This is a genomic window from Glaesserella sp., from assembly GCF_041817755.1.
Taxonomy (GTDB): domain Bacteria; phylum Pseudomonadota; class Gammaproteobacteria; order Enterobacterales; family Pasteurellaceae; genus Glaesserella.
This window is the reverse complement of sequence record NZ_JBGYBX010000036.1, coordinates 30,164-48,202: the sequence shown is the minus strand read 5'-3', so window position 1 is coordinate 48,202 and position 18,039 is coordinate 30,164. Positions and strand designations below refer to the sequence as shown.

30 protein-coding genes and 1 pseudogene are annotated in these 18,039 nt (G+C 41.6%); 30 read left to right on the top strand and 1 reads right to left on the bottom strand.

What is annotated here, in order from left to right; translation table 11 throughout:
• The 30 genes and pseudogenes from rpsJ to rplQ form a co-directional block, all read left to right on the top strand.
• Positions 1-81 (top strand): annotated as a pseudogene (rpsJ, locus tag ACEYKX_RS05000) (30S ribosomal protein S10); the annotation flags it as partial.
• Between the two features lie 16 nt (positions 82-97).
• Positions 98-724 (top strand): 50S ribosomal protein L3, encoded by a 627-nt coding sequence (gene rplC, locus ACEYKX_RS04995; protein WP_010786462.1) that lies wholly within the window; start codon positions 98-100, stop codon positions 722-724.
• A gap of 15 nt (positions 725-739) precedes the next feature.
• A complete protein-coding gene (rplD, locus tag ACEYKX_RS04990; protein ID WP_373767389.1) occupies positions 740-1,342 on the top strand; it encodes a 50S ribosomal protein L4 in 603 nt (200 codons plus the stop codon).
• Entirely contained in the window at positions 1,339-1,644 is a 306-nt protein-coding gene (gene rplW / locus ACEYKX_RS04985) for a 50S ribosomal protein L23 (protein WP_005599290.1), read from the top strand. The genes rplD and rplW overlap by 4 nt, the downstream gene beginning before the upstream one ends.
• Positions 1,645-1,664: 20 nt before the next feature.
• On the top strand, positions 1,665-2,486 hold the full coding sequence (rplB, locus tag ACEYKX_RS04980) for a 50S ribosomal protein L2 (protein WP_005711173.1): 822 nt from the start codon (positions 1,665-1,667) through the stop codon (positions 2,484-2,486).
• Positions 2,487-2,514: 28 nt separating this feature from the next.
• Entirely contained in the window at positions 2,515-2,790 is a 276-nt protein-coding gene (gene rpsS / locus ACEYKX_RS04975; protein WP_005539416.1) for a 30S ribosomal protein S19, read from the top strand.
• Positions 2,791-2,800: 10 nt separating this feature from the next.
• Positions 2,801-3,133, top strand: a complete 333-nt coding sequence (rplV, locus tag ACEYKX_RS04970; RefSeq protein ID WP_005599292.1) for a 50S ribosomal protein L22 — start codon at positions 2,801-2,803, stop codon at positions 3,131-3,133.
• A gap of 17 nt (positions 3,134-3,150) precedes the next feature.
• Complete coding sequence (gene rpsC / locus ACEYKX_RS04965) at positions 3,151-3,855, top strand: 30S ribosomal protein S3 (RefSeq protein WP_373767388.1); 705 nt, start codon at positions 3,151-3,153, stop codon at positions 3,853-3,855.
• A gap of 13 nt (positions 3,856-3,868) precedes the next feature.
• Complete coding sequence (rplP, locus tag ACEYKX_RS04960) at positions 3,869-4,279, top strand: 50S ribosomal protein L16 (protein WP_006249357.1); 411 nt, start codon at positions 3,869-3,871, stop codon at positions 4,277-4,279.
• Positions 4,279-4,470: a 50S ribosomal protein L29 gene (gene rpmC / locus ACEYKX_RS04955; protein WP_005711179.1), complete on the top strand. Its 192-nt coding sequence runs from the start codon at positions 4,279-4,281 to the stop codon at positions 4,468-4,470. Before rplP ends, rpmC begins: the two co-directional genes overlap by 1 nt.
• Positions 4,470-4,727, top strand: a complete 258-nt coding sequence (gene rpsQ / locus ACEYKX_RS04950) for a 30S ribosomal protein S17 (protein ID WP_373766574.1) — start codon at positions 4,470-4,472, stop codon at positions 4,725-4,727. The genes rpmC and rpsQ overlap by 1 nt, the downstream gene beginning before the upstream one ends.
• A gap of 230 nt (positions 4,728-4,957) precedes the next feature.
• Entirely contained in the window at positions 4,958-6,067 is a 1,110-nt protein-coding gene (gene ald, locus ACEYKX_RS04945; RefSeq protein ID WP_373766575.1) for an alanine dehydrogenase, read from the top strand.
• A gap of 75 nt (positions 6,068-6,142) precedes the next feature.
• Positions 6,143-7,504: a sodium-dependent transporter gene (locus tag ACEYKX_RS04940; RefSeq protein ID WP_373766576.1), complete on the top strand. Its 1,362-nt coding sequence runs from the start codon at positions 6,143-6,145 to the stop codon at positions 7,502-7,504.
• 286 nt (positions 7,505-7,790) lie between these two features.
• On the top strand, positions 7,791-8,162 hold the full coding sequence (rplN, locus tag ACEYKX_RS04935) for a 50S ribosomal protein L14 (protein ID WP_005711998.1): 372 nt from the start codon (positions 7,791-7,793) through the stop codon (positions 8,160-8,162).
• A gap of 12 nt (positions 8,163-8,174) precedes the next feature.
• Positions 8,175-8,486, top strand: coding sequence for a 50S ribosomal protein L24 (gene rplX / locus ACEYKX_RS04930; protein ID WP_135675885.1), 312 nt, complete (start codon positions 8,175-8,177; stop codon positions 8,484-8,486).
• Between the two features lie 17 nt (positions 8,487-8,503).
• Positions 8,504-9,043, top strand: coding sequence for a 50S ribosomal protein L5 (gene rplE, locus ACEYKX_RS04925; protein ID WP_047977345.1), 540 nt, complete (start codon positions 8,504-8,506; stop codon positions 9,041-9,043).
• A gap of 11 nt (positions 9,044-9,054) precedes the next feature.
• Positions 9,055-9,360, top strand: a complete 306-nt coding sequence (rpsN, locus tag ACEYKX_RS04920; protein ID WP_042802522.1) for a 30S ribosomal protein S14 — start codon at positions 9,055-9,057, stop codon at positions 9,358-9,360.
• 36 nt (positions 9,361-9,396) lie between these two features.
• The gene (gene rpsH, locus ACEYKX_RS04915) at positions 9,397-9,789 is read left to right on the top strand and encodes a 30S ribosomal protein S8 (RefSeq protein ID WP_005705955.1); all 393 of its coding nucleotides are present in this window, start codon (positions 9,397-9,399) and stop codon (positions 9,787-9,789) included.
• 16 nt (positions 9,790-9,805) lie between these two features.
• Positions 9,806-10,339 (top strand): 50S ribosomal protein L6, encoded by a 534-nt coding sequence (gene rplF / locus ACEYKX_RS04910; protein ID WP_135675881.1) that lies wholly within the window; start codon positions 9,806-9,808, stop codon positions 10,337-10,339.
• A 14-nt stretch (positions 10,340-10,353) separates the two neighbouring features.
• The gene (gene rplR / locus ACEYKX_RS04905) at positions 10,354-10,707 is read left to right on the top strand and encodes a 50S ribosomal protein L18 (RefSeq protein ID WP_005711987.1); all 354 of its coding nucleotides are present in this window, start codon (positions 10,354-10,356) and stop codon (positions 10,705-10,707) included.
• 14 nt (positions 10,708-10,721) lie between these two features.
• A complete protein-coding gene (rpsE, locus tag ACEYKX_RS04900; RefSeq protein WP_005625147.1) occupies positions 10,722-11,222 on the top strand; it encodes a 30S ribosomal protein S5 in 501 nt (166 codons plus the stop codon).
• Between the two features lie 6 nt (positions 11,223-11,228).
• Positions 11,229-11,405: a 50S ribosomal protein L30 gene (rpmD, locus tag ACEYKX_RS04895; protein ID WP_006250021.1), complete on the top strand. Its 177-nt coding sequence runs from the start codon at positions 11,229-11,231 to the stop codon at positions 11,403-11,405.
• A 4-nt stretch (positions 11,406-11,409) separates the two neighbouring features.
• The gene (gene rplO / locus ACEYKX_RS04890) at positions 11,410-11,844 is read left to right on the top strand and encodes a 50S ribosomal protein L15 (RefSeq protein ID WP_373766577.1); all 435 of its coding nucleotides are present in this window, start codon (positions 11,410-11,412) and stop codon (positions 11,842-11,844) included.
• A gap of 3 nt (positions 11,845-11,847) precedes the next feature.
• Positions 11,848-13,170, top strand: coding sequence for a preprotein translocase subunit SecY (secY, locus tag ACEYKX_RS04885; RefSeq protein ID WP_373766578.1), 1,323 nt, complete (start codon positions 11,848-11,850; stop codon positions 13,168-13,170).
• 26 nt (positions 13,171-13,196) lie between these two features.
• Positions 13,197-13,310: a 50S ribosomal protein L36 gene (rpmJ, locus tag ACEYKX_RS04880; protein WP_021117565.1), complete on the top strand. Its 114-nt coding sequence runs from the start codon at positions 13,197-13,199 to the stop codon at positions 13,308-13,310.
• A gap of 137 nt (positions 13,311-13,447) precedes the next feature.
• Positions 13,448-13,804, top strand: a complete 357-nt coding sequence (rpsM, locus tag ACEYKX_RS04875) for a 30S ribosomal protein S13 (RefSeq protein ID WP_005599322.1) — start codon at positions 13,448-13,450, stop codon at positions 13,802-13,804.
• Positions 13,805-13,820: 16 nt separating this feature from the next.
• Complete coding sequence (gene rpsK, locus ACEYKX_RS04870; RefSeq protein WP_100289161.1) at positions 13,821-14,210, top strand: 30S ribosomal protein S11; 390 nt, start codon at positions 13,821-13,823, stop codon at positions 14,208-14,210.
• A gap of 28 nt (positions 14,211-14,238) precedes the next feature.
• Positions 14,239-14,859: a 30S ribosomal protein S4 gene (gene rpsD / locus ACEYKX_RS04865; RefSeq protein WP_373766579.1), complete on the top strand. Its 621-nt coding sequence runs from the start codon at positions 14,239-14,241 to the stop codon at positions 14,857-14,859.
• A 32-nt stretch (positions 14,860-14,891) separates the two neighbouring features.
• Entirely contained in the window at positions 14,892-15,881 is a 990-nt protein-coding gene (locus ACEYKX_RS04860; RefSeq protein WP_373766580.1) for a DNA-directed RNA polymerase subunit alpha, read from the top strand.
• A gap of 35 nt (positions 15,882-15,916) precedes the next feature.
• Positions 15,917-16,303: a 50S ribosomal protein L17 gene (gene rplQ / locus ACEYKX_RS04855; protein ID WP_373766581.1), complete on the top strand. Its 387-nt coding sequence runs from the start codon at positions 15,917-15,919 to the stop codon at positions 16,301-16,303.
• A 143-nt stretch (positions 16,304-16,446) separates the two neighbouring features.
• Here the strand turns inward: rplQ and ACEYKX_RS04850 are convergent, their stop codons facing one another.
• Positions 16,447-17,823 (bottom strand): factor H binding protein domain-containing protein, encoded by a 1,377-nt coding sequence (locus ACEYKX_RS04850; RefSeq protein ID WP_373766582.1) that lies wholly within the window; start codon positions 17,821-17,823, stop codon positions 16,447-16,449.
• Positions 17,824-18,039 lie beyond the last annotated feature (216 nt).

Genomic DNA, 18,039 nt, shown 5'->3' with positions numbered 1-18,039 from the left:
GAGCCAACAGAAAAAACTGTTGATGCATTAATGCGTTTAGATTTGGCTGCCGGCGTTGACGTGCAGATCAGCCTAGGTTAATTAAGAGGTTATTACAATGATTGGTTTAGTCGGTCGTAAAGTTGGTATGACCCGTATCTTCAATGAAGATGGCGTGTCAATTCCAGTTACCGTTATCGAAATCGAAGCCAACCGTGTGACTCAAGTTAAAACTCTTGAAAACGATGGCTATACTGCAGTTCAAGTTACTACTGGCTCTAAAAAAGCAAGTCGTGTAACTAAGCCTGAAGCAGGTCATTTCGTTAAAGCAGGTGTTGAAGCTGGTCGCGGTTTATGGGAATTTCGTACTGAAGGTGAAGAATTCACTTTAGGTCAAGAAATCAACGTAGACATCTTCACAGATGTTAAAAAAGTCGATGTTACTGGTACATCAAAAGGTAAAGGTTTCCAAGGTGGTGTTAAACGTTGGAACTTCCGTACTCAAGATGCTACTCACGGTAACTCTTTATCACACCGTGTACTTGGTTCTATTGGTCAAAACCAAACTCCAGGTCGTGTGTTTAAAGGTAAAAAAATGGCTGGACACTTAGGTGCTGAGCGTGTAACCGTTCAATCACTTGAAGTTGTTCGTGTAGATGCTGAGCGTAAATTATTATTAGTGAAAGGTTCTGTACCTGGTGCAACTAATAGTGATGTTATTGTTAAACCAGCAGTTAAAGCATAAGTCTAGGAGATAGAGATGGAATTACAAGTTGTAGGTGCTAACGCACTAGCTGTTTCTGAAACTACCTTCGGACGTGAGTTTAACGAGGCGTTAATCCACCAAGTAGTTGTTGCTTATGCAGCGGGTGCTCGTCAAGGTACACGCGCACAAAAAACTCGTGCTGAAGTGTCTGGTTCAGGCAAAAAACCTTGGCGTCAAAAAGGTACAGGTCGCGCTCGTTCAGGTGATATCAAATCACCAATTTGGCGTTCAGGTGGTGTAACTTTCGCAGCGAAACCACAAGATCACAGCCAAAAAGTGAACAAGAAAATGTACCGTGGTGCAATCAAAAGCATTCTTTCCGAATTAGTTCGTCAAGACCGTTTAGTGGTTGTTGAGAAATTCGAAATCGATTCACCAAAAACTAAAGTTTTAGTACAAAAATTAAAAGATATGGCGTTAACTGACGCTCTTATCATCACTGCAAGCTTAGATGAAAACCTATTCTTAGCAGCACGTAACTTATACAAAGTTGATGTACGTGATGTACAAGGTATCGATCCGGTAAGCTTAATCGCTTTCGATAAAGTGGTTATCACTGTTGATGCAGTAAAACAAATTGAGGAGATGTTAGCATGATTCAACAAGAACGTTTGCTAAAAGTGCTTAAAGCACCACATATCTCTGAGAAAGCGACAAATAACGCAGAAAAAGGCAACACAATCGTATTCAAAGTCGCATTAGACGCTAATAAAGTGGAAATTGCGAACGCGGTTGAGCAACTTTTCGAAGTTAAAGTAGATTCTGTTCGTACAGTGGTTGTTAAAGGTAAAACTAAACGTCACGGTGCAAAATCAGGTCGTCGTAGTGACTGGAAAAAAGCTTATGTAACTCTTCAAGAAGGTCAATCACTTGACTTCGTTGAAGGTGCGGCAGAGTAATTTCGGAGGAATAGAAAACTATGGCTATCGTTAAATGTAAGCCGACCTCCGCTGGTCGTCGTCATGTAGTTAAAGTTGTTAATACTGAGCTTCACAAAGGTAAACCTTTTGCAGCACTTTTAGATACTAAATCTAAAACGGGTGGTCGTAACAACTTAGGTCGTATCACTACTCGTCACATCGGTGGCGGACACAAACAACACTACCGTTTAATTGACTTCAAACGTAACAAATTAGACATTCCGGCTGTTGTTGAGCGTTTAGAATACGATCCAAACCGTTCTGCGAATATCGCATTAGTACTTTATAAAGATGGTGAACGCCGTTACATCTTAGCACCAAAAGGCTTAGCTGCAGGTGATACGATCCAAGCGGGTGCTTCAGCGCCAATTAAAGTCGGTAACTCATTACCAATGCGCAATATTCCAGTTGGTTCTACTGTTCATAACGTAGAATTAAAACCAGGTAAAGGCGGTCAAATCGCTCGTTCTGCTGGTGCATATGTGCAAATTATCGCACGTGAAGGTAACTATGTCACTTTACGTCTTCGTTCAGGCGAAATGCGTAAAGTATTAGCTGAGTGTTCTGCAACCATCGGTGAAGTAGGTAACTCAGAGCATATGCTTCGCGTACTTGGTAAAGCAGGTGCAAACCGTTGGAGAGGTATTCGTCCAACCGTTCGTGGTACTGCGATGAACCCGGTAGACCACCCACACGGTGGTGGTGAAGGTCGTAACTTCGGTAAACACCCTGTTACACCTTGGGGCGTTCAAACCAAAGGTAAGAAAACTCGTCACAACAAACGTACTGATAAATTCATCGTACGTCGTCGTGGCAAATAATTTTTTAATTAATTAAAGAGGATAAGCCATGCCACGTTCTCTCAAGAAGGGTCCTTTCCTTGACCTACACTTGTTGAAGAAGGTAGAGAAGGCGGTGGAAAGCGGGGATAAAAAACCAATCAAAACTTGGTCCCGTCGTTCAATGATCATTCCATCAATGATCGGATTGACCATCGCAGTCCATAATGGTCGTCAGCATGTTCCAGTTTATGTTTCTGATGAAATGATCGGTCATAAATTAGGTGAATTTGCACCGACTCGTACATACCGCGGTCACGCCGCAGATAAGAAAGCTAAGAAATAAGAGGTAAAAGATGGAAACTATTGCAAAACATCGTTACGCTCGTACTTCTGCACAAAAAGCTCGCTTAGTTGCTGATTTAATCCGTGGTAAGAAAGTTGCGCAAGCATTAGAAATTTTAACTTTCACAAACAAAAAAGCGGCAGCTTTAGTGAAGAAAGTATTAGAATCGGCTATTGCGAACGCTGAGCACAACGACGGTGCAGATGTCGATGATCTTAAAGTTGCGAAGATTTTCGTTGATGAAGGTCCAAGCATGAAACGTGTTATGCCACGTGCTAAAGGTCGTGCAGATCGTATTTTAAAACGTACTAGCCACATTACTGTGGTAGTGTCAGATCGTTAATCAGTAGGAGAATAGCAATGGGTCAGAAAGTACATCCACATGGTATTCGCCTTGGTATTGTTAAGCCTTGGAACTCTACTTGGTTCGCGAATACACAAGATTTTGCCGATAATTTAGACGGCGATTTCAAAGTACGTCAATTTTTAAACAAAGAGTTAGCGAACGCGTCTGTCTCTCGTATTACTATCGAGCGTCCGGCAAAAAGTATTCGTGTAACGATTCACACAGCTCGCCCGGGTATCGTTATCGGTAAAAAAGGCGAAGATGTTGAGAAATTAAGAAACGCGGTATCTAAAATTGCCGGTGTTCCTGCACAAATCAATATCGCTGAAGTGAAAAAACCAGAGCTAGATGCAAAATTAGTTGCAGATAGCATCGCATCTCAACTTGAGCGTCGTGTTATGTTCCGTCGCGCAATGAAACGTGCAGTACAAAACGCCATGCGTTTAGGTGCTAAAGGTATCAAAGTTGAAGTTAGCGGTCGTTTAGGTGGTGCAGAAATCGCACGTTCAGAATGGTATCGTGAAGGTCGTGTACCTCTACATACACTTCGTGCTGACATCGACTATAACACAGCTGAAGCTCACACAACTTACGGCGTAATCGGCGTTAAAGTATGGGTCTTCAAAGGTGAGATTCTTGGTGGAATGGCTGCAGTGATTGAATCTGAGAAAGAACCAGCGGCACAGCCTAAAAAGCCAGCTCGCAAAGGTCGTAAATAAGGAGAATCACTGAATGTTACAACCAAAACGTACAAAATTCCGTAAAGTACACAAAGGCCGTAACCGTGGTATCGCGGGCGGTACAGAAGTGAGCTTCGGTTCATTCGGCTTAAAAGCAATTGGTCGTGGTCGTTTAACCGCTCGTCAAATCGAAGCAGCGCGTCGTGCGATGAGCCGTGCAGTAAAACGTCAAGGTAAAATCTGGATCCGTGTGTTCCCAGACAAACCAATTACTGAAAAACCATTAGAAGTCCGTATGGGTAAAGGTAAAGGTAACGTCGAGTACTGGGTAGCCTTAATCCAGCCGGGTAAAGTTCTCTATGAAATGGATGGTGTATCTGAAGAAGTTGCACGCAATGCATTCGCATTAGCCGCAGCTAAACTTCCGTTCAAAACCACATTTGTAACTAAGACGGTGATGTAATGAAAGCTCAAGAACTACGTAACAAAAGTGTTGAAGAGCTGAATGGTGAATTAGTGAACCTTTTAGGTGAACAGTTCAAATTGCGTATGCAAGCAGCCACCGGTCAGCTTCAACAAACCCACCAGTTAAAACAAGTGCGTCGTAGCATTGCACAAGTTAAAACTGTATTAACCGAAAAGGCGGGTGAGTAATGACTGATAAAATTCGTACAGTACAAGGTAAAGTTGTTAGCGACAAAATGGACAAATCATTTGTTGTAGCTATCGAACGCACGGTTAAACACCCGATTTACGGTAAGTTTATTCGTCGTACAACAAAATTACACGTACACGATGAAAACAACGAAGCTAAATTAGGCGATGTCGTTGAAGTAAGAGAGTGTCGTCCACTTTCTAAAACGAAATCTCATACTTTAGTTCGTGTTGTTGAAAAAGCTATCGAAGCTTAATCGACACAATATATCTTGATGAAAAGCCTTTGGTAGAAATGCCGGAGGCTTTTATTTTTTCGCCGAATGCGCAGGAATTGATCGTGAAGAGTATTTTCATCAGATTTGCAAAAAATAATGCGGATCTCACCGCTTGTTTTTTTGGAAAAATTTGGGATGCGTCACAGAATCCGATTTTGTGAATTCACTATAATAGCGTTAACAATTCAACTGGTTGAAGGAGAGAAAAAATGATTATAGGGTGTCCGAAAGAAATTAAGGTTCAGGAATACCGTGTCGGCTTAACGCCGGCGAATGTACAGTCTTATGTTGAGGCGGGACATACGGTTTATATTGAGCAAGATGCAGGCGCGGAAATCGGTTTTAGCGATGACGCTTATCGTGTGGCGGGGGCGATCATTAGTGATAAAGCGACGCTGTTTGCCAAAAGCGATATGATCATTAAAGTGAAGGAACCGATTGAATGCGAATATCACTACTTCCGTGAAAATCAAATTCTTTATACGTATTTGCACCTTGCAGCGGATAGGCCGCTCACCGAGATGTTACTTGAACGTAAAGTACAGTCTATTGCCTATGAAACGATTAAAACGCCGACTGGATTACCTTGCCTTGCACCGATGAGTGCGATAGCCGGGCGTCTGGCGACGTTAGAGGCAGCCAAATATATTCAAAAAACTTTTGGCGGTGCAGGGGTGTTGCTTAGCGGTACTGCCGGTACACCAAAAGCGAAAGTCGTTATTTTAGGCGCCGGTGTCGTCGGTTTAAATGCCGCTCAAATTGCAATGGGAATCGGGGCGGATGTGACTATTTTGGATATCAATGCAAGCCGATTGGCTTATATTGATCAAATTTTTGGTATGCGTATCAAAACGTTAAGCAGTTCGCGCGGTAATATCTTGAGCCTTTTACCTGATGCCGACGTTGTGATTGGGGCGGTATTAATTCCGGGGGCGAAAGCTCCGCATCTATTGCGTCATGATGATCTTCATTTGATGAAAAAAGGTGCGGTGTTGGTCGATGTCGCCATCGATCAGGGTGGTTGTTTTGAAACATCCCGCCCGACAACGCATAATGCACCGATTTATGAATTGAACGGCATTATTCATTACTGTGTCGCCAATATGCCGGGGTGTGTTGCCCGTACGTCGACTCTAGGTTTGACCGATTCCACACTTGAATACGGTTTGAAACTGGCGGATTTAGGTGTAAAAGCCGCATGCTTGTCCGATCCGGCATTATTGCAAGGACTCAATACGTACAATGGTAAATGTACGTTTAAAGGCGTTAGTGATGCGTTTGGGATTGAGTATACCGAACCCCAGGTCGCCTTAATTTAAATTACAGTATATTGATAAATATTCCTGAAATATCGGGAAGGGGCAGCTTTTGCTGTCTAAAAATGAGGTATAACCATGAGTGAAAATACAAGACCGGCTCGGCAATCGTGGTCTAATCAAATAACTTATATTTTAACGGTTGCGGGGGCGACGGTCGGTTTCGGCGCCACTTGGCGTTTCCCTTATCTTGTAGGTGAGAACGGTGGCGGCGCCTATGTGTTGCTGTTCTGTATTGCCATGATTGTTATCGGTATTCCGATGATTTTAGTTGAAAATGTTATTGGTCGTCGGATGCAGGTTAATTCAATCGATGCCTTCTCAGGACATGCGAACGGGAAGAAAATTCATCCGGTTTGGAAAATACTAGGTTATATGGGGCCACTTGGCTCTTTTGGTATTTTAGCTTATTACATGGTGTTAGGCGGATGGGTACTGACATATATAGGCAGCTTGATTTCAGGCGGACTTGATCTTTCTTCTCCGGTGACCATTGAAACGACGTCGGCATATTTCAAAGAGCATATCCAAAGCAGCCCTTCGACTGTACTTGGCTATACTGCGTTGTTTGTCGTGGTGAACTATTTTATTTTAATTAAAGGAATTAAAGAGGGAATAGAAAATTCAGTCAAATTGCTTATGCCTCTTTTGTTTGTGTTTTTAATCATCATGATTATCCGTAATGTAACTCTGCCGGGCGCGATGGAAGGTATTAAATTTTATCTTGTTCCGGATTTCTCTAAGATCACGAAAGAACTCTTCGTGTTTGTCTTAGGTCAGGTCTTTTTTGCCTTAAGTCTCGGCTTCGGGGTTTTGATTACCTTGTCGAGTTATCTGTCCAAACAAGAAAATTTGGTGAAAACGGCAACCATCACCGGGGTAATTAATACATTGATCGCATTGGCGGCGGGATTCATGATTTTTCCGTCATTATTTACGTTTAACGTCGCACCGGACTCAGGGCCGACACTTGTGTTTCAAAGCTTGCCGATCGTCTTCTCACATATGTGGGCGGGGACGTTCTTTGCGACTATCTTTTTCGGCTTATTGATCATTGCGGCGTTAACCACCTCCATTACCATTTATGAGGTGTTAATTACCGCCTTGCAAGAAAAAACGAATTTGAGCCGTAAGCAGGCGATCACATTAACCTTAATCGGTTCTTTTATTTTGGGCAATATTCCGTCGGTCTTAGGTGATAATGAATGGAGTCATATCCGGATTATCGGTCGTAGCATTTTTGATGCCTTTGATTATATCAGCGGAAATATTCTGTTTATTTTGACAGCCTTAGGTAGCGCCTTGTTCGTCGGCTATGTGTTAAAAGAAGATGCTATGAAAGAGCTGGGCGCCGGTGAAAAATTCACGAAGGTTTGGTTTAACTATGTTCGCTTTGTGATCCCGTTGCTGATTTTAGTGATTTTTATCAATTCGTTATAGAAACGGTTCAAAGATCGTCCCTATATGAAAAACACCCAATCCCCGATAGATATATCGGGGATTTTTATGAAGCTGTTTTGCAAAATTTTCATCAAATCATACCGCTTGTAAGCGAAAATTTCTTTCAATATGCCTCCATACTTACGCCGGCTGTGACTTTAAATACATTCCGGCTCAGAATCCTGTTGATCTTGCCAAGCCAACTGCTGTATAATCCGCATCCTGTTTGCGTTGGGCAAACAGGTTCGTCCCGAAAGGGTGTTTTTTATTTTAACGGAGCACTAATATGATCCAAGAACAGACTATGCTGGATGTTGCTGATAACTCAGGGGCTCGTAGCGTAATGTGTATCAAGGTTCTAGGTGGATCGCACCGTCGTTACGCTGCTATCGGCGATATCATCAAAGTTACTGTGAAAGAAGCAATTCCACGCGGTAAAGTTAAAAAAGGTGATGTGTTAAAAGCAGTTGTTGTGCGCACCAAGAAGGGTGTTCGTCGCCCAGATGGCGCAGTTATTCGTTTCGATGGCAATGCTTGTGTAATTTTAAACAATAACACTGAGCAACCAATCGGTACTCGTATTTTTGGACCTGTGACGCGTGAACTTCGTTCTGAGAAGTTTATGAAGATCATTTCTTTAGCTCCAGAAGTACTATAAGGAGAGAATGTAATGGCTGCAAAAATCCGTCAAAACGATGAAGTAATTGTTCTTGCTGGTAAAGACAAGGGCAAACGTGGTAAGGTAACTTCTGTGTTACCAAACGGTAAAGTGATTGTTGAGGGTATCAACATTATCACTAAACACGAAAAACCAGTTCCTGCGTTAGGCAAAGCTGGCGGTTTAGTGAAGAAAGAAGCTGCGATTGATGCGTCAAACGTCGCAATTTTCAACCCGGAAACAAACAAAGCTGACCGTGTAGGATTTAGATTCGAAGATGGCAAAAAAGTCCGTTTCTTCAAATCTAACGAGAAAACAATTTAATTAACTGGAGTAATGCGATGGCGAAACTGCATGATTACTACAGAGATACAGTAGTTAATGAATTAAAAGCGAAATTCAACTACTCATCTGTCATGCAAGTCCCACGAATCGAAAAGATAACCCTGAATATGGGTGTGGGTGAAGCATTGACCGACAAAAAACTGTTAGACAACGCAGTAGCGGATTTAACAGCAATCAGCGGTCAAAAACCTTTAATTACTAAAGCACGCAAATCTGTTGCAGGCTTTAAAATCCGTCAGGGATATCCAATCGGATGCAAAGTAACCCTACGTGGTGAACGTATGTGGGAATTCTTTGAAAGATTGATTACTATCGCTGTTCCACGTATCCGTGACTTCCGCGGTTTAAACGCGAAATCATTCGACGGTCGTGGTAATTACAGTATGGGTGTTCGTGAACAAATCATTTTCCCTGAAATCGACTACGATAAAGTAGATCGTGTACGTGGTTTGGATATTACTATCACTACAACGGCGAAAAGTGATGAAGAAGGCCAAGCTTTATTAGCGGCTTTCAATTTCCCATTCCGTAAATAAGGTAGGTTATCGTGGCAAAACAATCAATGATTGCACGTGACGTAAAACGTGCGAAATTAGCTGATAAATTCTACGCTAAACGTGAAGAATTAAAGAAAATCATCTCTGATGTGAATTCTTCAGACGAAGAACGTTGGGATGCAGTGTTAAAATTACAAACACTTCCACGCGATTCTAGTCCAATCCGTCAGCGTAACCGTTGCCGCCAAACTGGTCGTCCACACGGTGTGCTTCGTAAGTTTGGTTTAAGCCGTATTAAGGTGCGTGAAGCTGCAATGCGCGGTGAAATTCCGGGCCTTAAGAAAGCAAGCTGGTAATAACCTCTTTTAATTTGGAATCATGGGAGTAAATACATGAGCATGCAAGATCCAATCGCAGATATGCTGACCCGTATTCGTAACGGTCAAGCTGCGAATAAAGTTGCAATCAGTATGCCTTCATCTAAGTTAAAAGTTGCTATTGCAAGCGTTTTAGCTGAAGAAGGTTATGTTGAAAGCTTCAAAGTTGTTGAAGGTTCAAAACCTGAGTTGGAAATCACTTTAAAATATTTCCAAAACAAACCTGTTGTAGAAAGTATCCAACGCGTAAGCCGTCCGGGTCTTCGTATTTATAAACGTAAAGACGAATTACCAAAAGTAATGGGTGGTTTAGGTATCGCAGTAGTTTCTACATCTAAAGGTGTAATGACCGACCGTGCAGCGCGTCAAGCGGGCCTCGGCGGTGAAATTATCTGTTACGTAGCATAATAGTGAGGTAGGAAAAATGTCTCGTGTTGCAAAAGCACCTGTCGCTGTTCCTGCCGGCGTTCAAGTTACTTTGAATGGTCAGCTATTAACAGTAAAAGGTAAAAATGGCGAGTTATCTCGCGAAATTCACAATGCAGTTGAAGTAAAATACGAAGCTGATACTTTAACATTCGCTCCAAAAGCGGGTATCGTTAATGCAGATGCGCAAGCAGGTACAGCCCGTGCCCTCGTTAACGCAATGGTTATCGGTGTTACTGAAGGCTTTACTAAGAAATTGCAATTAGTGGGTGTTGGTTACAGAGCTCAAATGAAAGGCAACACTGTTGCATTAAGTTTAGGTTTCTCACACCCGGTTGAACATGAGTTGCCAAAAGGTGTAACTGGTGAATGTCCGTCACAAACTGAGATTATTCTTAAGTCTGCGGACAAACAGTTAATCGGTCAAGTGGCAGCTGATATTCGTGCATACCGCAAACCAGAGCCTTATAAAGGCAAAGGTGTACGTTACGCTGATGAAGTTGTACGTACTAAAGAAGCGAAGAAAAAGTAAAGTAAGGTAACACTATGGATAAGAAAGTAGCTCGTATCCGTCGTGCAAGCCGTGCACGTCATTTAATGAGAGAGCAAGGTGCAACACGTTTAGTTGTGCATCGCACACCTCGCCATATTTATGCGCAGGTAATTGCACCGAATGGCTCAGAGGTTTTAGCAGCAGCTTCAACTGTTGAGAAAGTAATTAAAGAGCAAGTTAAATATACTGGTAATAAAGAAGCGGCAGCAGTCGTTGGTAAAATTGTTGCTGAACGCGCTTTAGAAAAAGGTATTAAGGCAGTTGCATTTGACCGTTCTGGTTTTAAATACCATGGTCGTGTGCAATCATTAGCAGATGCTGCTCGTGAAGCTGGTCTTCAGTTCTAATAGAGGAATTTGAGATGTCAAACATCGAAAAACAAGCTGGTGAACTGCAGGAAAAGCTAATCGCGGTTAACCGTGTATCTAAAACCGTAAAAGGTGGTCGTATTATGAGTTTCACTGCTTTAACAGTAGTGGGCGATGGTAACGGTCGTGTAGGTTTTGGTTACGGTAAAGCTCGTGAAGTTCCGGCAGCAATCCAAAAAGCGATGGAAAAAGCTCGTCGCAATATGATCAATGTCGCTTTAAACGAAGGTACATTACAACACCCTGTTAAAGGTTCTCACACAGGATCACGCGTATTTATGCAACCGGCTAGCGAAGGTACAGGTATTATCGCAGGCGGTGCAATGCGTGCAGTATTAGAAGTTGCAGGTGTTCATAACGTACTATCTAAAGCGTACGGTTCAACTAACCCAATTAACGTTGTTCGTGCAACAATCGATGCACTAGCAAATATGAAATCACCGGAAATGGTTGCCGCTAAACGTGGTAAAACCGTTGAAGAAATTTTGGGGTAATTGGATATGGCAAAAATTAAAGTAACTCAAACTCGTAGCTCTATTGCTCGTTTACCGAAGCATAAAGCAACGTTGAAAGGCTTAGGTCTTCGTCATATTCGTCATACCGTAGAGTTGGAAGATACTCCGGCAGTTCGTGGTATGATTAATCAAGTTTCATATATGGTTAAAGTGGAGGAATAACAGAATGCGTTTAAATTCTCTTTCTCCAGCTGAAGGTGCTAAACACAGTGCAAAACGTTTAGGACGCGGTATTGGTTCTGGTTTAGGTAAAACCGGTGGTCGCGGTCATAAAGGTCAGAAATCTCGTACGGGTGGCGGTGTTCGCCGTGGTTTCGAGGGTGGTCAAATGCCTTTATACCGTCGTTTACCAAAATTCGGTTTTACTTCCCTTAAAGCATTACACGTAGCTGAAATCCGTTTAAGTGATTTAGCAAAAGTAGATGGTGATGTTGTAACTTTAGATGCACTTAAAGCTGCAAATGTAATCACAAAAGACATTTTATCCGCAAAAGTAATCCTTTCGGGTAAAGTTGAAAAAGCGGTTGTGGTAAAAGGCTTAGGTGTAACTAAGGGCGCAAAAGCTGCTATCGAAGCTGCTGGCGGTTCTATCGAGGAATAATAAATGGCTAAACAACCAGGATATCAAGGTAATACCCAAAGAGGGACTGGTGAATTAAAATCACGGTTATTGTTTGTTTTAGGTGCTTTAATCGTTTTCCGAATCGGTTCTTTTATTCCTGTTCCTGGTATTGATGCTTCTGTATTATCCGAATTGGTTCAGCAACAAAAAGGCACCATCATTGATATGTTTAATATGTTCTCTGGTGGTGCTTTAAGTCGAGCGTCGATATTTGCGTTAGGGATTATGCCCTATATTTCAGCATCAATTATTCTTCAATTATTGACTGCGGTACATCCTGCATTAGCTGAATTGAAAAAAGAAGGTGAAGCGGGACGTCGAAAAATTAGCAAATATACACGCTATGCAACATTGTTATTGGCATTCATTCAGTCTATTGGTATTTCGCTAGCATTACCGAATATGCTTTCCGGATTAGTTCCTAATCCAAGTATGCTGTTCTATGTAACTTCTGTAATTAGTTTAGTCACGGGAACGATGTTTCTGATGTGGCTAGGTGAACAAATCACTGAGCGGGGTATCGGAAATGGCATCTCGTTGATTATTTTTGCAGGGATAGTAGCAGATTTACCATCAGCAATCGGGCAAACGATCGAACAATCCCGTCAAGGGGAAATCTCATTGCTTGTATTGTTATTAATTGCAGTAATCGCATTTGCCGTAACATATTTTGTTGTCTTTGTTGAACGTGGACAAAGAAGAATCGTTGTGAATTATGCAAGTCGTCAGCAGGGAAGAATGATGTCTCCTGCGAGACAGTCCCATTTACCATTGAAAGTAAATATGGCGGGTGTTATTCCTGCAATTTTTGCATCCAGTATCATTTTGTTCCCGGCAACAATTACGCAGTGGTTTGGACAAAGTGAAGGGTTTGAATGGTTATTTGACTTGTCACAGTTACTACAACCGGGGCAGCCTTTATATATTGTTCTATTTGCAATGGCTGTAATCTTCTTTGCATTTTTCTATACGGGAATGCAATATAATCCTCGTGATACAGCGGATAATTTGAAAAAATCAGGTGCGTTTGTACCAGGTTATCGACCAGGCGAGCAAACATCTCGTTATATTGATAAAGTAATGACGCGTTTAACCTTAATCGGTGCGCTATATATTACTTTTGTTTGTTTGGTTCCTTATATCATAACGTCATTATGGAAAGTATCTTTTCAATTAGGTGGTACTTCATTATTGATTGTTGTGGTTGTTATTATGGATTTCATCGCACAAGTTCAGAGTCATTTAATGTCTCTACAATATGATTCTGTGTTGAAGAAAGCCAATTTGAAAGGCTTAGGGCAATAGAGCCCTTTGATAATGAAGGATAAGCAATGAAAGTTCGTGCTTCAGTTAAGAAAATGTGTCGTAACTGTAAAGTTGTAAAACGTGAAGGAGTTGTTCGCGTTATTTGTAGCGACCCTAAACATAAACAACGTCAAGGTTAATTGACATTATTTCTTGCAAAGAACCTGCTGGGCAGTTATACTGCTCAGCTCATTTCGTCCTGATATACTGTTTGAGTATCCTGAAACGGGCTTTTCAAGATCAGTATATCATTAACTTTAAGTAATAGGAGTGCATAGTGGCCCGTATTGCAGGCATTAACATTCCTGATCAAAAACACACCGTAATCGCACTAACTGCTATTTATGGCATCGGTAAAACTCGTGCAAAAGCAATTTGCGCTGCAACGGGTATTGCTGAAGATGTGAAGATCAGAGAATTGTCTGAAGAGCAGATTGAAAAACTGCGTGAAGAAGTTGGTAAATTTACTGTCGAAGGTGATTTGCGTCGTGAAGTGACTTTAAGCATCAAACGTCTTTTAGACCTAGGTTGCTATCGTGGTTTACGTCATCGTCGTAGTTTACCGGTACGTGGTCAACGTACTAAGACTAATGCGCGTACTCGTAAGGGTCCTCGCAAACCGATCAAAAAATAATCGGAGTAGATAAATAATGGCTAAAACACCAGTTCGTGCACGTAAACGTGTAAAAAAACAGATCGTAGATGGCGTAGCTCATATTCACGCATCTTTCAATAATACAATCGTAACCATTACTGACCGTCAAGGTAATGCCTTAGCTTGGGCTACTGCGGGTGGTTCAGGTTTCCGTGGTTCTCGTAAATCAACTCCATTTGCAGCTCAAGTTGCCGCTGAACGTTGTGCTGAAGTTGTAAAAGAGTTCGGTTTAAAGAATTTAGAAGTTATGGTTAAAGGACCGGGTCCAGGTCGTGAATCAACAATTCGCGCATTGAATGCAGCGGGTTTCCGTATCACGAACATTACTGATGTGACTCCGATTCCACATAACGGTTGTCGTCCACCGAAAAAACGTCGTGTGTAATTGACGTTAGGATAATTGGAGAAAGAAAATGGCAAGATATTTGGGTCCAAAACTCAAGCTAAGCCGTCGTGAAGGTACCGATTTATTCCTTAAATCAGGTGTTCGCGCGATCGAGTCAAAATGTAAAATTGATGTAGCACCCGGTCAACACGGTGCTCGTAAGCCTCGCTTATCTGACTACGGTAGTCAGTTACGTGAGAAACAAAAAGTTCGCCGTATCTATGGTATTTTAGAACGCCAGTTCCGTAATTACTATAAAGAAGCTAACCGCTTAAAAGGCAATACCGGTGAGAACTTATTAGTATTGTTAGAAGGTCGTTTAGATAACGTCGTTTATCGTATGGGGTTTGCGGCAACTCGTGCTGAAGCACGTCAGTTAGTCAGCCACAAATCTATCGTAGTAAACGGTCGTGTTGTAAATATCCCTTCATACCAAGTTTCTGTTGATGATGTGATTGCTGTTCGTGAGAAATCTAAAAAACAAGCACGTATCAAAGCATCCTTAGAGTTAGCAACCCAACGTGAAAAACCGACTTGGTTAGAAGTTGATGCAACTAAAATGGAAGGTGTATTTAAACGTACTCCTGAGCGTTCTGATCTATCAGCAGATATTAATGAACATCTGATCGTTGAGCTTTACTCTAAATAATAGTTAAAGCTTAAAAGCAAAGAGAGGATAAAATGCAGGGTTCTGTAACAGAATTTTTAAAGCCGCACTTAGTGAATATTGAACAAGTCAGTTCAACTCACGCCAAAGTGACCTTAGAACCGTTAGAGCGTGGTTTCGGCCATACTTTAGGTAACGCACTTCGTCGCATTTTACTTTCGTCTATGCCTGGTTGCGCAGTTACAGAAGTAGAAATTGATGGTGTATTACATGAATACAGCAGCAAGGAAGGTGTACAAGAGGATATCCTTGAGGTCTTATTAAATCTTAAGGGTCTAGCGGTAAAAGTGCAAAATAAAGATGATATTATTTTGACACTCACTAAATCTGGGATTGGCCCTGTAACTGCAGCCGACATTACGTACGATGGTGATGTTGAAATTGTGAATCCGAATCACGTGATTTGTCACTTAACGGATAAAAACGCATCAATTAACATGCGTATCCGTGTGCAACGTGGTCGTGGTTATGTACCGGCTTCTGCTCGTGTACATACACAAGATGATGATCGCCCAATCGGTCGCTTATTAGTTGATGCGCGTTTTAGCCCGGTTGATCGCATTGCTTACAATGTAGAAGCAGCCCGTGTAGAACAACGCACAGACTTAGATAAGCTCATTATTGAAATGGAAACTAACGGAACTTTAGATCCTGAGGAAGCCATTCGTCGTGCTGCAACGATCTTAGCAGAGCAACTCGCTGCATTCGTTGATTTGCGTGATGTTCGTCAGCCAGAAGTAAAAGAAGAAAAACCGGAGTTTGATCCGATTCTTCTCCGTCCTGTAGACGATTTAGAGCTGACAGTTCGTTCTGCTAACTGTTTGAAAGCAGAGACAATTCACTATATCGGTGATTTAGTACAACGTACAGAAGTTGAGTTATTAAAAACACCTAACCTTGGTAAGAAGTCACTTACTGAGATTAAGGATGTGCTCGCTTCTCGTGGTTTATCACTGGGTATGCGCCTTGAGAATTGGCCTCCGGCAAGTATTGCCGAAGACTAATTTTAGGTATAGATTTTCTTAAGAAGGAATAGGTTATGCGCCATCGTAAGAGTGGACGTCAACTCAACCGTAACAGCAGCCATCGTCAGGCGTTGTTCCGTAATTTAGCCAGTGCATTGGTAAGTCATGAAATTATCAAGACGACATTACCGAAAGCAAAAGAATTACGTCGTGTAGTTGAGCCGTTAATTACTTTAGCAAAAGAAGATAGCGTTGCTAATCGTCGTTTAGCTTTTGCTCGTACTCGCAACATCGAAACCGTTGCTAAATTATTCAATGAATTAGGTCCGCGTTTTGCACAACGTGCGGGTGGTTATACTCGTATTTTAAAATGTGGTTTCCGCGCAGGTGACAACGCGCCAATGGCATACATTGAGTTGGTTGATCGTCCTGAAGTTGCAGCTGAACAAGCGGCAGAATAATTTTAAAAAAGCCCGATATATTTCGGGCTTTATTTTTTTATAGTAGATAAAAGGTCTATTATGCTGAGAGAAACAGCCCGTTAGGCTAATCCGACGGGCTGTTTTTTATCACAAGTGGTCTGTTTGAACGGGAATTTTGCAAATTATTCCGTGACAAACGGACTGACACTGCTACCGGCGAAGGCTTCGTAGAAATTATCGTTACCGTCGTTAATTTTTCCGACCACTTCTTGTGCCGTTGGTCCCATGAATTTTCCAGTATAGCTACCGACAACATCTTTATTCGTTGTGTAATTTGCAACACCGGAGAAAACGGCTTGGCTATTTTCAGCGATAATATTGGTTTTTTGTAAGATGATATCGCCAAGGGTTGTACTCGTGCCGGTCAAGAATCTGTCGGTAACCGAACCGGATAAGGTTTTATCGGCGAAATTTGCGGTTAATTCAAGATTACCTTCTGATTTCACACCAAAGGATTTACCGAAATAATGGATTAAACCTGTTGACGGTAGGTTGGCATATTCGGTGCTTATCCCGACGGCACCATAGCCTAAGTTTTCCGTATCGTAAGCGGAGGTTAACTGACCGTAAACATCGCTGGTGATATTTTTCGGTAAAGCATAACCTGCAGCAGAATAAGCTAAGTTGTAGCCTTTCACTTGAGCATTTTCGGTATCTATAATGAAATAACCCAATGCCTTATCAGCTAAACTGATTTCTGTACCGTCCACTTTCACTGTCTTAACAGTGCGTAGCGTATTTGTATTTACTAAATCAGCAAAATTATAGGCTTTGGCTTCTTCAATTCTATTAAGATCTGCTTTAGCGTTTGTTACTGCATTGGCAGCATACGTAGCAGCTTGTGCTGCTTCATTAGCTTTAACTTCTGCGGCAGACGCTTCCGCTGTGAGTCTGCTTGATACAGCCAATGCTTCGGCTACTTTAGCATCAATTTCCGTTAATGTAAGTGTATTATAAGATGCCAGTAAGGCTTGTTGTTGTGTAGTTAAGTTTTGTGTTTGTGATATTGAATTCTGTAATGTCGCTGTTGCAGTTTTATTGCTACTTGCTATTTCAGCAGCAAGTCGAGCTGCTACATACGCTTTCGATGCTTCATTAGCTCGATATGCTGCAGTTTCACTTGCTCTTTGGGCAAGTTCTGCTTGTTTATTGGCTTCTGCTGCTTTTTCTGTAGCTAACTGAACTGCTTTTCTAGCGGCTCGGAGTGCTTCTGTTTCAGTTAAACTTGCTGCAGCTTGGCTTTTTATTTTGGATTCAATATTATCGGCATATTGTTTTGCCTCATTTCTTGCGGCTTCAGCTTCTTTCATTGCTTGGAGCGCACTTAGATTAGTCGATTTGGTTTCCGTTACAGAAGGTTCTATTTCTTTTCCTTTTGAAATGGCTTCATTGGCATAGCTTTGGGCTTGTTTAGCCGGATCGCTGCCGCCACCGCCTGAACAAGCTGCCAGTACAGATAAAGAAAGTAACGTTAATGATAGTTTTAATGTACGAGTCATGATGTTTTCCTTAAGTAGATTACAAAATACGCTATATTTTACATTTATATATATATATATATACAATCAATGTATTTTAAAAATTTTTGTAAATTTTAAGTGTTGTGCATATTCTCTTGCTTATAAATCTATTTGTTTTAACTTGATTTTTATATGACGAATTATATTTAGGTTTGTCAATGTTTAGCCGTTTGAGAGGTTTTTAGGCGGTTAATG

What these genes read in the sequence shown, in the direction of transcription:
- rplC (WP_010786462.1), top strand. Translation starts at nt 98, where the DNA reads ATGATTGGTTTAGTCGGTCGTAAAGTTGGTATGACCCGTATCTTCAAT.
- rplD (WP_373767389.1), top strand. Translation starts at nt 740, where the DNA reads ATGGAATTACAAGTTGTAGGTGCTAACGCACTAGCTGTTTCTGAAACT.
- rplW (WP_005599290.1), top strand. Translation starts at nt 1,339, where the DNA reads ATGATTCAACAAGAACGTTTGCTAAAAGTGCTTAAAGCACCACATATC.
- rplB (WP_005711173.1), top strand. Translation starts at nt 1,665, where the DNA reads ATGGCTATCGTTAAATGTAAGCCGACCTCCGCTGGTCGTCGTCATGTA.
- rpsS (WP_005539416.1), top strand. Translation starts at nt 2,515, where the DNA reads ATGCCACGTTCTCTCAAGAAGGGTCCTTTCCTTGACCTACACTTGTTG.
- rplV (WP_005599292.1), top strand. Translation starts at nt 2,801, where the DNA reads ATGGAAACTATTGCAAAACATCGTTACGCTCGTACTTCTGCACAAAAA.
- rpsC (WP_373767388.1), top strand. Translation starts at nt 3,151, where the DNA reads ATGGGTCAGAAAGTACATCCACATGGTATTCGCCTTGGTATTGTTAAG.
- rplP (WP_006249357.1), top strand. Translation starts at nt 3,869, where the DNA reads ATGTTACAACCAAAACGTACAAAATTCCGTAAAGTACACAAAGGCCGT.
- rpmC (WP_005711179.1), top strand. Translation starts at nt 4,279, where the DNA reads ATGAAAGCTCAAGAACTACGTAACAAAAGTGTTGAAGAGCTGAATGGT.
- rpsQ (WP_373766574.1), top strand. Translation starts at nt 4,470, where the DNA reads ATGACTGATAAAATTCGTACAGTACAAGGTAAAGTTGTTAGCGACAAA.
- ald (WP_373766575.1), top strand. Translation starts at nt 4,958, where the DNA reads ATGATTATAGGGTGTCCGAAAGAAATTAAGGTTCAGGAATACCGTGTC.
- ACEYKX_RS04940 (WP_373766576.1), top strand. Translation starts at nt 6,143, where the DNA reads ATGAGTGAAAATACAAGACCGGCTCGGCAATCGTGGTCTAATCAAATA.
- rplN (WP_005711998.1), top strand. Translation starts at nt 7,791, where the DNA reads ATGATCCAAGAACAGACTATGCTGGATGTTGCTGATAACTCAGGGGCT.
- rplX (WP_135675885.1), top strand. Translation starts at nt 8,175, where the DNA reads ATGGCTGCAAAAATCCGTCAAAACGATGAAGTAATTGTTCTTGCTGGT.
- rplE (WP_047977345.1), top strand. Translation starts at nt 8,504, where the DNA reads ATGGCGAAACTGCATGATTACTACAGAGATACAGTAGTTAATGAATTA.
- rpsH (WP_005705955.1), top strand. Translation starts at nt 9,397, where the DNA reads ATGAGCATGCAAGATCCAATCGCAGATATGCTGACCCGTATTCGTAAC.
- rplF (WP_135675881.1), top strand. Translation starts at nt 9,806, where the DNA reads ATGTCTCGTGTTGCAAAAGCACCTGTCGCTGTTCCTGCCGGCGTTCAA.
- rplR (WP_005711987.1), top strand. Translation starts at nt 10,354, where the DNA reads ATGGATAAGAAAGTAGCTCGTATCCGTCGTGCAAGCCGTGCACGTCAT.
- rpsE (WP_005625147.1), top strand. Translation starts at nt 10,722, where the DNA reads ATGTCAAACATCGAAAAACAAGCTGGTGAACTGCAGGAAAAGCTAATC.
- rpmD (WP_006250021.1), top strand. Translation starts at nt 11,229, where the DNA reads ATGGCAAAAATTAAAGTAACTCAAACTCGTAGCTCTATTGCTCGTTTA.
- rplO (WP_373766577.1), top strand. Translation starts at nt 11,410, where the DNA reads ATGCGTTTAAATTCTCTTTCTCCAGCTGAAGGTGCTAAACACAGTGCA.
- secY (WP_373766578.1), top strand. Translation starts at nt 11,848, where the DNA reads ATGGCTAAACAACCAGGATATCAAGGTAATACCCAAAGAGGGACTGGT.
- rpmJ (WP_021117565.1), top strand. Translation starts at nt 13,197, where the DNA reads ATGAAAGTTCGTGCTTCAGTTAAGAAAATGTGTCGTAACTGTAAAGTT.
- rpsK (WP_100289161.1), top strand. Translation starts at nt 13,821, where the DNA reads ATGGCTAAAACACCAGTTCGTGCACGTAAACGTGTAAAAAAACAGATC.
- rpsD (WP_373766579.1), top strand. Translation starts at nt 14,239, where the DNA reads ATGGCAAGATATTTGGGTCCAAAACTCAAGCTAAGCCGTCGTGAAGGT.
- ACEYKX_RS04860 (WP_373766580.1), top strand. Translation starts at nt 14,892, where the DNA reads ATGCAGGGTTCTGTAACAGAATTTTTAAAGCCGCACTTAGTGAATATT.
- rplQ (WP_373766581.1), top strand. Translation starts at nt 15,917, where the DNA reads ATGCGCCATCGTAAGAGTGGACGTCAACTCAACCGTAACAGCAGCCAT.
- ACEYKX_RS04850 (WP_373766582.1), bottom strand. Translation starts at nt 17,823, where the DNA reads ATGACTCGTACATTAAAACTATCATTAACGTTACTTTCTTTATCTGTA.